The organism is Pseudoclavibacter sp. Z016 (assembly GCF_002931215.1).
GTDB lineage: Bacteria > Actinomycetota > Actinomycetes > Actinomycetales > Microbacteriaceae > Pseudoclavibacter.
In genome coordinates, this window is sequence record NZ_PSTU01000011.1 from 31,189 (window position 1) to 43,616 (window position 12,428).

Below are 12,428 nucleotides of genomic sequence, written 5' to 3' on the forward strand. Positions count from 1 at the left end.
CAGGAAAGGGGGCCACCGCTCGATCAATGAACACGGATGTGACTCATGAAGAAAGCGCTCTCCCTCTCTCTCGCCGCGCTGCTCGCGGCCTCACTGCTGACGTTCCTCGGAACCGGCCCAGCCCAGGCCGCGAACTTCGGGACCGTGGGCCAAGACGTCATGTCGCCAGCGAACTACGTCGCCAAAGGCAGCTCCGCGACGACGACACCGCAGGGCGCGCCCGTCTCGTCGCTGTCCGACCAGACGGCCGCGATGGTCGACACGCTGCCCGACCGGTACCTCAGCGACTACTGGAAGGGCCGACTCAAGACCTCCACGAACCGCGAGAACTTCACGATCCCCATCTACACGGTCGACAGCTCGAAAGCCGACGCCAACTGGGTGAAGGTGAAGATGCAGAGCTACGCGCTCTACCCGGACATCCACCCCGTCATGGAGGGCAAGGCGACCGCTTCGGCGACCGGAGGCACGTACGGGTTCCAGATCACTCCGTTCGCGACCACCGCGAAGAACTACGGCAAGGTCGTCATCCCGGCGCACGCCCTGCCCGGCGGTCCGATTCCGGGCGGCGACCAGTCGATGACCGTCGTCGATATCGCCACCGGCATCGTGCGCGGGTACTACGTCGCCGAGAAGCAGAGCGACGGGTCCTGGATGATGGGCGGCGGCTACCTCACCACCCTCAATTCCCCGAAGTCGACGAACTGGTTCGACCAGAACGAATGGCTCAAGGCGGAGCGGGGCACGAGCTCCGTCGGCGGCGTCATGAACGAGTTCCTCATGGCAGGCGCCGAGGAGATCGCGGCTGGCTCCATCAACCACGTCACGAGCTGGACCTTCCCCTCCACGCGGTCGGGCACGGCCATGTGGCCCGCCTACCAGACCGACGGGAAGCTGAGCGAGGCGCACGCCCCGAAGATGGGGCAGCGGTTCTGGATCCCCAACGACGCGGCCACGAACGCGAAGATCGCCGCGCTCGGTCTCTCCAGCTTCGAGAAGGTCGTCGTCAAGAACCTGCAGGAGTACGGCGGCATCATCACCGACCAGAACTTCTGGACCATGGCGCTCAACCTGCAGCATCCCGTCACGTACACCGCGCAGGGCAAGCCCAACCCGTACCTTCCCGGAGGCATCGTCCACAACGCGCACGGCAGCGTCGACCTCATCAACAAGATCCCATGGACCCTCACGAAGTGGGGCGAGATCACCTCGAGCACGAAGCTCCCGCAGTTCGGGGCGCCGACCGCCACGCCGACACCGACCGCGACGCCGACGACACCGGCAACGCCGAGCCCGACGGCGGCACCGGGTGTCGTCGACCGCCTGGGCTCCACCGATACCTACGCCAACGCGGTCACGGCCTCCGGCAAGGTCAACACGGTCGGCAACAAGCTGGTCATCGCAAACGGCGAGGGCGGTGTGGATGCACTCCTCGCGGCCCCCGTCGCCGCCAAGATCAACGGCAACCTGCTGCTCACGAAGCCAGACGCGCTCCCGTCCAGCATCTCCGCCGAGGTGACGAGGCTGAAACCCTCGGCGATCTTCGTCATCGGCACGATCTCGGAGGCGCAGAAGACCGCGCTCGGGAAGCTCACGCCGAGGCTCGAGGTCGTGACCGCCGCCGACAAGTCGGAGACCGCGCTGGTGGTGGCGAAGCGGTTCTTCCCCAACGATCCCAACGTGTACATCGCCAACAGCGGCAAGGCGACGGAGATCGCCAACGCCTCCGGGAGGGCCACCCTCGCCAAGGCGCCGGTGCTCCTGACCGGGCCGACGCAGACCAGCGCCAGCTTCAAGGCCTACTTCGCAACCGGCAAGGTCACCTCGGCCCGCGTCATCGGTCCGGTGGCGTCGCTCTCGGCGACCGTCTTCAACGAGGTGAAGGCCAAGGTCTCGAACACGACCCGGGTCAACTCCTCGGACGCGTTCGCCATCAACGGGGCGCTCCTGGGCGACTTCGACGCCGGGAGCATCCGTCCGAAGGGCTTCGCGCTCGCGAACCCCGGGAGCTCCGCGGACATCGCCGTGGCCCTGCTCGTCTCCGCGCGCACCGGGTATCCGCTGGTGCTCGCCACGCAGACGTGCGTTCCTCAGACTGCGTGGGCCGTGACCTCGAAGTACCCCGGGGCCAACTACAGCGTCGTTGGAACGACGAGCGACCTGGTCTCGGACATCCAGAAGAAGCGCTGCGCGTAGGGATCACCCAGCGCGCACCGCGCTGACCATGACCGGGAGATCAGCGCTCGGGGGAGGGAGACAACCGGTAGAGCACCTGCGGCCGCCCGCGCTTGCCGTACCGGTGCGCCAGGTCGATCACCCCCGTCTCGACGAGGTGGTCGAGGTAGCGCCTCGCGGTCGCACGGGAGATGTCGCAGGCCTCGGCGACCTCGAGCACCGTGGCGGGGATCACCGGGTCGAGCGAGGCGACGACCCGCTCGAGCGTGACCTGTGCCAGCCCTTTCGGGAGCTGCGCCGACTGCGCGGCACCGTTTCGCGCCACGCTCGAGTGGCCGCGCGGCACGGCGGGCTGACGAATGCTGCCTGTGGCCAGCAGCCGGTCGATCTCACCCTGGCCGAGGGGTCGCTCTCGATCGCTCTCCGAACTCGCTCGACGCTCGGCGCTGTAGAGGTCGAGGCGCTCCTGCAGGGCGGCCTGCGTGAACGGCTTGATGAGGTAGCCGACGACGTGGGCCGCGAGGGCCTGCCGCACCGTCGTCTGGTCGCGGGACGAGCTGATCACCAGCACGTCCGGCACCTTCGCGCCGAGTGTTCTGAGCCGGTGCAGGACTTCGACTCCGCTGATGTCGGGCAGCCGCATGTCCAGGAGCATGAGGTCGACCCCGCTCATGCTCTGCGCGAGCGCGGATTCGCCGGTGCTGGCGGTACCGGCGAGCGAGAACCCGGGGATGTCGGTGATGAACCCGCTATGCAGGGCCCTGGCCCCACGATCGTCGTCGACCACGAGCACTCGGATCGGGCTCGAGGCAGCCCGCGGGCTCTCCTTGGCTCTGCTGCTCATGCCGCTCCTCTCCTGGGTGCAAGGCCGGCGTCGATGGTCCCGGTCACCGCAGCCGCTCGATCTCGAAGGCGAAGCGCGACCCGCCGAGTCGTGACGCCCCGACTTCGATGGTGCCGCGGCGCGACGTGACCGTCCGACGGACGAGCTCGAGGCCGATGCCCCGCCCGAGTCCGCTCGGATCGGCCTTGGAAGAGAACCCAGGGGCGAAGATACGGCCGCTCGCTTCGGCGTCCAGGCCGGGACCGTCGTCGTCGACGAGCCCGATGATGCGGCTGCCGCTCTCGCGAAGCGTGCAGAGGACCTGGGATGCGCCTGCCTCACCCGCGTTCCGGCAGAGGTTCGCGATGACGGTCACGACGCCGTCGTCGATGTCCTCGTTGAGCTCGAGGTCGAAGCTCGCCTGTGCTCCCAGCTCGTGCAGTTCGGCCCGCACCGCCTGCGTCGTCGCGTCGAGGAGGGGGAGGTGGAGACTCGAATCGGTGCTGTCGGAGGCGTCGACCCCTGCCGTCCGAACCGGCACGACCTCGTCGATGTACTCGAGCGCGTCCTGGGTGTCGCCTCTCGAGACGAGGCCGTGGACCACGTGCATGCGGGTGCTGAACTCGTGAGACTGCTCGCGCAGGGCGGTGGTCGTGCGCCGCATCTGCGCGTGCTCGGCGGCGAGCGCGTCGAGTCTGCGGAACCGGCGCTCGACCGCGAACGCGAGGGCCGAGCTGGCGAGCGTGCCGAGGACGAGTGCGCCGATCGTCCAGGGGAGGAGCTCCCCGAGGGCCTCGGCGCTGTCCGCGGAGATGCTCGACTCGAGCACGCCGACGGCGACCATTCCGAGGACGGTGTCGTCTTGCCCGACCACGGGGACCTTCGCGCGCAGCGAGGGGCCGGATGCACCTTCCTCCGTGCCGTGGAACGCCTCCCCGGCGAGGACGGAGGCGTTGGCCGTCGAGACCTGCACCCCACGCTCGGCGGGGTCCGGATGCGTGATGCGCACGCCCTCGTCGTCGGTGATGACGACGTAGTAGACGCCCGTCGCGTTCTCCACGAGGCTGGCAAGCGGCTGCAGGGCATCGGTGGCCCCGGCGAGGTCGTCCGCGTCGGCGAGCGCTGAGGTGCTGCCCGCACTCGTGACGGCTTCGAGCGCTCCACGTACCTCGTCCAGCTGTGCGAGGCTCGACGCGACTTCATGCACGCGCTCGGCGGTGGTCTCGCGAAGCTCCCTCTCCTGCGCCGAGAAGGCGATCGCGGCCGTGATCGAGACGGAACCGAGCGTGATGAGACTCGGCACCACGAGCATCCCCAGGCGCACGGCTCGCTGGCTGAGCTTGAACGGCATCGTCATCCTCACTTCCCGCGCCCCTGGCTTGCGGCTTCTGGCTCGAGCCTTCGGCCTGCGCAGACCCGAGCGGCGCCTCTTCGCACCGGGCTCGCGAGCACTTATGAGCACAACTCCTCGTGGAGCTCCTCACGTGCGAGCGCGGTGCAATCCTAGGTCGATATTGCGGAGACAACGATGTCCGCGCGAATGGAGCAATGATGATCCGAGCAACGAAAGACCCGGCGGCGCCGGACGAACCGGGCCGGCAGGCCAAGCCCGGCGGCAGGCGTGTGGTCGGCCGCGTCATCGGTGGAGTCGTAGCCGCCGCATCGATCGCTGTCGCGAGCTTCGGGTCGATCACGTCCGCCGCGGCGGGTCAGGACATCAACGCGTCCATGACGATCATCGCCCCGGCAGCTGCCGGTGGCGGCTGGGACACGGTCGCCCGCGAACTGCAGCAGGCGCAGAAAGCCGAGGGGCTCGTCAACAACGTGCAGGTGGTCAACATGCCAGGGGCCGGCGGAACGATCGCGCTCGGCAACGTCTCCGTGCTCGATGGCGAACCCAACAACCTCCTCGTCGGTGGAACTGGCCTGCTGGCCGCCACCATCCAATACGACTCCGCGGCGAAGCTCGAAGACGTCACGCCGCTCGCGGTGATGGTCGAGGAGTACGACGTCATCGTCGTCCCAGCCGACTCCCCGTACGAGACCCTCGAGGATCTCGCCACGGCATGGAAGGCCGACCCGAAGTCCATCCCGTGGACCGGCGGTGGCTCGTTCGACCAGCTCGTGGTGACCGACCTCGCGCTGAGCGCAGGCATCGAGCCCGTCGACACCACCTACATCTCGTCTGACGGCGGTGGCGAGGCCATCCAGGCGCTCCTCAACGGCACGGCGAAGGCCGCGGCGGGAGGCTACGCAGACAACATCGACCAGATCGAAGCCGGCAGGTTGCGGGCCCTCGCGGTGGTGGCGGAGGAGCCCATCGAAGGCGTCGACATTCCGACAGCCGCCGAGCAGGGTTACGACATCTCGCTCACGAACTGGCGCTCGATCCACGCTCCCTCAGGCTTGACCGAGGAGCAGACGGACGCCCTCGCCGAACTCGTGGTGCAGACGACGGAGACACCCGAGTGGCAGGAAGCCATCGAGAGGTACCACTGGAACGAGCGCCTCATCACGGGCGACGAGCTCGACACGTTCCTCGCTGAAGAGGAACTGCGCATCACGGCGCTCTACGAGGAGATGGGACAATGACGCACCACGCGAACCCGACTGCCGCGTCGGCGGTCATCGGCGGAGACCTGACCTTCGCCGCAGGCCCAAGCAAGACGGCCACCCTCCTCAAGGGGCTGACGATGCCGCTGGTCATCGCAGCCTTCGCCACCTACCTCCTCTACGGCATCTTCACGATGAAGGTGCCAGAGGGGGCCGACTTCCCCGGGCCGCAGTTCTTCCCCGGCCTCATCGCCGCCGGCCTGTACCTCTTCGCGGCTCTGCTCGCCGTCGGTGCCGTCCGTGAGCTGCGCGCGACCGCGGCCTCGTCGACGATGACCGAGGAGGAGCTTCTCGCCCGTGCGCTGGCCGACGACGAGGCGCTTGCTGCGGCGGGCGCAGCCGGCGCTCCCCGCAAGGTGCGCGTCGACGTGAAATCGTTCGCCTGGGTCGTCGGCTCGTTCCTGGTGTTCTCGCTGACGCTCGACCTGCTCGGCTGGGTCATCGCAGCAGCCCTCCTCTTCTGGTGCGTGGCCCGCGGCTTCGGCTCGACGAAGCCGGTGGCGAGCCTCGTCGTGGGCTTCACGCTGAGCTCGCTCGCCTACATCGCCTTCGACATGGCACTCGGCATGTCGCTCCCGTCCGGCATCCTCGGAGGTATCTGACATGGAAACGCTCCAACTCCTCATGGATGGGTTCGCCGGTGCCCTCACCTGGCAGAACCTCATGTGGGTCTTCGTCGGCTGCCTCCTCGGGACCGCCGTCGGCGTGCTGCCGGGCCTCGGCTCCTCGATGGCGGTCGCCCTCCTGCTGCCCGTCACGTTCTCGCTCGAGCCGACGGCCGCGTTCATCATGTTCGCCGGCGTCTACTTCGGCGGCCTCTTCGGCGACTCGACCATGGGCATCCTGATGAACACGCCAGGCCAGGCGTCGGCCATCGCCTCCACGTTCGAGGGCCACAAGATGGCGCTGAACGGTCGGGCCGCCCAGGCGCTCGCGACGGCTGCCATCGGCGCGTTCATCGGTGGCTTCATCGCCTCGATCGTGGTGGTCTTCCTGGCCCCCGCGCTTGCCGACTTCTCCAGCAGCTTCGGGCCTGCGGAGTTCTTCGCCCTTGCGGTGTTCGCGTTCGCGGCGACCTCCACGGTGGTCACCGACAACGTCGTCAAGGGGCTCACGGCGCTGTTCATCGGCCTCGGCATCGCGGTCATCGGCATCGATGGCGTCTCCGGCGCCCCGCGCTTCACGATGGACTCCCCACAGCTGTTCGATGGCATCTCGCTGGTGACCGTGACGGTCGCGGTCCTCGCGCTCGGTGAGGTCATCTACGTCGCCTGCCTCGAGCGGCACGTCAACGACAAGGGCATGATCCGTCCGAAGGGGCGCCCGTGGCTGAGCCGCAAGGAGTTCAAGGAGGCCACCCCGGCCTGGCTGCGTGGCACGGTCATCGGTCTCCCGTTCGGTGTGGTGCCGGCCGGCGGCTCCGAGATCCCCACGTTCCTCGCCTTCGGCCTGGAGAAGCGACTGGATGCGCGCCGCAAGGACCCGCAGTTCGGCAAGGGCGCGATCAGGGGCCTCGCAGCCCCGGAGGCCGCTGGCAATGCGACGACCGGTATGGCGATGGGCGCGCTCCTGGCGCTCGGTCTCCCCATCTCGGCGACCGCGGCGATCATGCTCGCCGCGTTCCGTCAGTACGGCCTGCAGCCGGGCCCGCTGCTCTTCGACCGCGCCCCCGAGCTGGTCTGGGCGCTGCTCGCGAGCTTCTTCATCGCCATGGTGGTGCTGCTCGTCCTGAACCTGCCGTTCGCGATGCTGTGGGCGAAGCTGCTCCTGATCCCGCGTCCCTACCTGTACGCGGGCATCACGATCTTCTGCGCGCTCGGCATCTACGCCACGTCGGGTTCGACGTTCGACCTGCTGATGCTGCTTGGGGTCGGCCTGCTCGGCTTCCTCATGCGTGCCCTCGACTTCCCGATCGCACCGCTCATCATCGGCATGGTCCTCGGCCCGCTGGCCGAGACGAGCCTGCGGGACGCGGCGATGAGCGCCAACGGCGACTTCTCGGTGCTGGTGCAGGGGCCGATCGCGATCGCGCTCTACACCCTCCTGGCGCTGGTGCTCGCCTTCACCGTGCGCGGTCGCCTCGTGGCGCGCAAGCGTGCGAAGCAGGAGCAGAAGGAGCTCGTGAACAGCTAGCGCCGTTCCCAGCAGCAGCCTCACGGTTCCACGCTGCTGGTTCCCGGCGTCTGGCCGACCATGGCGGCGGCGATCGATTCGATCGTCGCCGCCATGGCGCGTGCGGCGCGCGAGAGGGGCACGTCGCTCCGGTGCGCGAGGCTCACGGTGCGCTGCAGGATGGAGCTGGTGAGCCTGGCGGAGCGGAAGCCCGCCCGCCCGCGGATGACCATGGCCGGCACGACCGCGACGCCGAGTCCGAGCTCCACGAAGCGCAGCACCGCATCCATCTCCGGCCCCTCGACCACCACGTTCGGTCGCAGATCGGCCTTGAGGAACGCGGCCTCTGCTGTGGCACGGAGGTCGTAGCCCCGCGAGAAGACCACCTGTGGGGCGGCGGCAAGCTCCTCGAGGGAGATGGTGGGGGAGCGGATCGCCGCGGCCCCGTCGACGGGGGACACCACGACGAGTTCCTCGTTGAGCAGCGGCAGCCTGGTGAGGGTGGCGCGCGGGGTCTGCCTGGATTCGGGAGTCGTGATGAGCGCGAGATCGAGCGCGCCTTCCGCGAGCTGCTCGATGAGGCCCTGGGAGCCGCTCTCCGAGACGTGCAGCTCGATGCCGGGATGCGAGGCGTGGAACGACTGCAGCGCGTCAGCGACGAGGCTCACGCACAGCGACGGCGTGGCGCCGAGCCGCACCGTGCCCCGCTTGAGGTCGGTGAGCTCCGCCATCTCGCGCCGCACCGAGTCGGCGTCGGCGAGCATTCGCCGCGCGAGCGGGAGCAGGGACTCGCCGGCATCGGTGAGCGCGACTCGCCCTGGCGTGCGGTTGAAGAGCGGCGCGCCGAGGTCCTGCTCGAGGGTCGAGATCTGGCGGCTCAGCGAGGGCTGCGCGAGGTGCAGCACCTCCGCCGCCCGTGTGAAGTGCCCCTGCGAGGCGACCTCCACGAAACTCCGCAACTGGTCCAGGTTCATGCTGATAGCCTACGCGCATCAGGACGAACAGGACTATGCATTGGAGTAATCATCGGGTGCTCTCTAACGTTGCTGACATGACCGCGACCAAGTCCATCGAACGCCAGATCTCCACCACCGTGCTCGTCATCGGAACCGGAGGTTCCGGCCTGCGCGCCGCCATCGAAGTCGCCGAGCAGGGTGTCGACGTGCTCGCCGTCGGCAAGCGCCCCAAGCACGACGCCCACACCTCGCTCGCCGCCGGCGGCATCAACGCGGCCCTCGGCACGATGGACGCGGACGACAGCTGGCAGCAGCACGCCGCCGACACCATCAAGGAGAGCTACTGGCTCGCCAACCCGCACACCGTCGAGATCGTGACCCGGGGCGCCGAGCAGGGTATCCGCGACCTCGAGCGCTACGGCATGGGCTTCCAGCGCGAAGGCGACGGCCGCATCTCGCAGCGCTTCTTCGGCGCCCACAAGTTCCGCCGCACCGCCTTCGCCGGCGACTACACGGGCCTCGAGATCCAGCGCTCCCTCGTCGCCCGCACGGAGCAGCTGAACATCCCCATCCTCGACACCGTCTACATCACCCGCATCCTCGTGCGCGACAACGTCGTCTTCGGTGCCTACGGGTTCGACATCAACGACGGCACGAGGTACCTCATCCACGCCGACTCGGTGATCCTCGCCGCCGGCGGGCACAACCGCATCTGGCGCCGCACCTCCTCGCGACGCGACGAGAACACGGGCGACTCGTTCCGCCTCGCCGTCGAAGCCGGCGGGCGCCTGCGCGACCCCGAGCTCGTGCAGTTCCACCCCTCCGGCATCATCGAGCCCGAGAACGCGGCGGGCACGCTCGTCTCGGAAGCCGCCCGCGGCGAAGGCGGCATCCTCACGAACGGCCTGGGGGAGCGCTTCATGGAGCGCTACGACCCCGAGCGCATGGAGCTCTCGACACGTGACCGGGTCGCGCTCGCCGCGTACACCGAGATCAAGGAGGGCCGCGGCACCGCGAACGGCGGCGTCTGGCTCGACGTCTCGCACCTGCCCCGCGAGACGATCATGAACCGCCTGCCGCGCATCTACCAGCAGATGCTCGACCTGCAGATGCTCGACATCACCGTGAGCCCGATCGAGATCGCGCCAACCGCCCACTACTCGATGGGTGGCGTGTGGGTTCGCCCCGACGACCACGGCACCGACGTCGACGGGCTCTACGCGATCGGCGAGGCGTCGAGCGGCCTTCACGGCGCGAACCGCCTCGGCGGCAACTCGCTCATCGAGCTGCTCGTCTTCGGCCGCATCGTCGGCCGGGCGGCCGTCGCCCACTCCGAGGGGCTGGATGCGCAGCTCCGGTCTCCGGCAGCCGTCGCGCAGGCGCGCGGTGAGATCGACGAGCTGCTCAGCGCGGACGGTCGTGAGAACGTGCGCGCCCTGCAGCGCGCCATCCGCGACACGATGACCGAGTATGCGGGCGTCGTGCGTGACGAGGAGGGGCTCAAGGCCGGCATCGCGGCGCTCGACGTCATCGAGGCTCGGATGGAGGACGTCGGCATCCACCCCGATATCGCCGGGTTCCAGGACCTCGCGCACGCCTTCGACCTCAAGTCCTCGGCGCTCGCCGCGAGGGCGACCCTGGAGGCCGCCCTGGAGCGTCGTGAGACGCGCGGCTGCCACAACCGCAGCGACTTCCCCGAGCTCGACCCCGCCATGCAGGTCAACCTCGTGTGGTCGCCGGGCGGCGGCATCACTCGGGAGGAGATCCCACCCGTCCCCGCCGAGATCGCCGAGCTCATCGGCGAGGTCTCCGTGGAGGGCAAGCTCGTCGAATAGCTCTCCAGGGCTGGAGCAGACATCACGAGTCCACTCGCCCCTCTCCTCCGCCCACGCCGCGATAGCCCGAACCGGGAGCTGAGTTGTGGTCGCTTCAACGGTATGTTGACGACCACAACTCAGCTCCCGGCTCAGGTGTCTCGGGGCGCGGGGGTCAGGGGCGCGGCGACTCGGGATTCGGCTTGCGCTTCGGGCCGTGCTCCGGCAGGCGCAGCACGCCCGTCCGGAGGTCCTCGCGGCGCACGTCCCTCGTGTAGTCGAAGTGCGGGTCCTCACGCAGCTGCAGGATGAGGGAGATGCCCAGCAGTGCGACGATGATCGTGAACGGCAGCGCCGAGAGCATCGCCGCCTGCTGGAGCGCCGCGAGTCCACCGGTGAGCAGCAGCAGGGATGCGCACAGGCCGGTGAGGAGGCCCCAGATCGCGAGGACCGGCTTGGCCGGTTCGAGTGCGCCCCTGGAGGAGAGCATGCTCAGCACGAACGTGTTCGCGTCGGCGCCCGAGATGAAGAACAGCACGACGAGGACGATCGCGACGATCGACGTGATCTCCACGAGCGGCAGGTTCGAGAGCATCTCGAAGAACGCCGAGTTCACGTCGGCCGTGGCCGCGGTGCCGATGCTGCCGTCGCCGTCGAGGTCGAACTTGATGGCCGAGCCGCCGAAGATCGTGAACCAGCCGAAGAACACGAGGCTCGGCACGACCATGACGCCGAGGACGAACTGGCGGATGGTGCGGCCGCGCGAGATCTTCGCGAGGAAGACGCCGACGAACGCGCCCCAGCTGAGCCACCAGGCCATCATGAAGTACGTCCACCACTGCATCCACTGACCGTCGTCGGCCGTGAGCGGGGTCGTGAGGCTCATCTCGAAGAAGTTGCTCACGTAGGCGCCGGTCGAGCGCACGAAGAGGTTCGTGATGAAGTTCGTCGGCCCCACGAAGAAGACGAAGATGCCGAGGGCCACCGAGGCGAGCATCGTGATCTGCGAGATGTACTTGATGCCGCGGTTCACGCCAGACAGCGCGGAGAGCGTGAAGATGACCGTGATGACGGCGATCACGAGGATCTGGATGAAGGTCTCCGTCGGCAGCCCCATGACGCGGTTGAGGCCCTCCGTGATCTGCGAGGCGCCCAGCCCGAGGGACGTCGTGGTGCCGAACAGGGTCGCGATGATCGCGAAGATGTCGATGACGTTGCCGAGCCACCCGTCGACGCGGTCGCCGAAGATGGGGCGCAGCATGGGGGAGACGAGCCCCGTGTTGCCCTTGCGGTGCGTGGAGTAGGCGATCGCGACGCCGAAGACGCCGAAGACGGCCCAGGCGTGGGGGCCCCAGTCGAAGTAGGAGAACTGCATGGCGACGACGGCGGCCTCGACGGTGCCGGACTCGGCGAGTCCGTGCGGGGGCGTGACGAAGTGGGAGATCGGCTCGGCGACGCCGTAGCTGATGAGGCCGACGCCCATGACGGCCGAGAGGATCATGGCGAGCCAGGCCCACGTGCTGAACTCGGGCCGGTCGCTGTCAGCACCGAGGCGGATGCGCCCGAACCGGCTGCAGGCGAGGTACACGAGCAGGCCGATGCAGCCGATCGTCACGAGGAGGTACGACCAGCCCACGGTCGCCGAGGCCCAGTTGATCGCGGCCGTCATGGATCCGTTGAGCGTGTCCGGCGAGATCGCCGCCCACGAGACGAACGCCAGGATCAGGCCGATCGATACCCAGAAGACGACGCCGGGACGGTGCCGGAGTGCGTCGGCGGCCGCCTGAGCTCGACTCGGGCCGGACGTCGGCTCGAGCCCGTGACCATCGAGTGCGTCGTCATCATGCAGCTCGGGCTTCGGAGGATGGTGAAGAGTCATGGTGTTGCTCCACTTCGGAGGAGGCAGGCCCGGGAGGGCGGAACGGTCATCGCGGT

General features: G+C 68.6%; 9 protein-coding genes. 5 read left to right on the top strand and 4 right to left on the bottom strand.

What is annotated here, in order from left to right; genetic code table 11:
• Positions 1-45: 45 nt before the first annotated feature.
• Complete coding sequence (locus C5B99_RS06345; RefSeq protein WP_104240951.1) at positions 46-2,196, top strand: cell wall-binding repeat-containing protein; 2,151 nt, start codon at positions 46-48, stop codon at positions 2,194-2,196.
• Between the two features lie 40 nt (positions 2,197-2,236).
• Here C5B99_RS06345 and C5B99_RS06350 read toward each other — a convergent pair whose 3' ends face one another.
• Positions 2,237-3,019 (bottom strand): response regulator, encoded by a 783-nt coding sequence (locus C5B99_RS06350; protein ID WP_104240952.1) that lies wholly within the window; start codon positions 3,017-3,019, stop codon positions 2,237-2,239.
• A gap of 43 nt (positions 3,020-3,062) precedes the next feature.
• Positions 3,063-4,349: an ATP-binding protein gene (locus tag C5B99_RS06355; RefSeq protein WP_104241962.1), complete on the bottom strand. Its 1,287-nt coding sequence runs from the start codon at positions 4,347-4,349 to the stop codon at positions 3,063-3,065.
• 197 nt (positions 4,350-4,546) lie between these two features.
• Between C5B99_RS06355 and C5B99_RS06360 the strand changes: the two genes are divergently transcribed.
• From C5B99_RS06360 to C5B99_RS06370, 3 genes are read left to right on the top strand one after another with little or no spacing between them, the layout of a single operon-like run.
• Positions 4,547-5,590: a tripartite tricarboxylate transporter substrate binding protein gene (locus C5B99_RS06360; RefSeq protein ID WP_104240953.1), complete on the top strand. Its 1,044-nt coding sequence runs from the start codon at positions 4,547-4,549 to the stop codon at positions 5,588-5,590.
• The gene (locus C5B99_RS06365; RefSeq protein ID WP_104240954.1) at positions 5,587-6,213 is read left to right on the top strand and encodes a tripartite tricarboxylate transporter TctB family protein; all 627 of its coding nucleotides are present in this window, start codon (positions 5,587-5,589) and stop codon (positions 6,211-6,213) included. Before C5B99_RS06360 ends, C5B99_RS06365 begins: the two co-directional genes overlap by 4 nt.
• Position 6,214: 1 nt before the next feature.
• Positions 6,215-7,744: a tripartite tricarboxylate transporter permease gene (locus C5B99_RS06370; protein WP_104240955.1), complete on the top strand. Its 1,530-nt coding sequence runs from the start codon at positions 6,215-6,217 to the stop codon at positions 7,742-7,744.
• Positions 7,745-7,764: 20 nt separating this feature from the next.
• Here the strand turns inward: C5B99_RS06370 and C5B99_RS06375 are convergent, their stop codons facing one another.
• Positions 7,765-8,697 (bottom strand): LysR family transcriptional regulator, encoded by a 933-nt coding sequence (locus tag C5B99_RS06375; protein ID WP_104240956.1) that lies wholly within the window; start codon positions 8,695-8,697, stop codon positions 7,765-7,767.
• A gap of 77 nt (positions 8,698-8,774) precedes the next feature.
• Between C5B99_RS06375 and C5B99_RS06380 the strand changes: the two genes are divergently transcribed.
• Positions 8,775-10,514, top strand: coding sequence for an L-aspartate oxidase (locus C5B99_RS06380; protein ID WP_104240957.1), 1,740 nt, complete (start codon positions 8,775-8,777; stop codon positions 10,512-10,514).
• Between the two features lie 154 nt (positions 10,515-10,668).
• Here the strand turns inward: C5B99_RS06380 and C5B99_RS06385 are convergent, their stop codons facing one another.
• Positions 10,669-12,372, bottom strand: coding sequence for a BCCT family transporter (locus C5B99_RS06385; protein ID WP_104240958.1), 1,704 nt, complete (start codon positions 12,370-12,372; stop codon positions 10,669-10,671).
• Between the last annotated feature and the right edge of the window lie 56 nt (positions 12,373-12,428).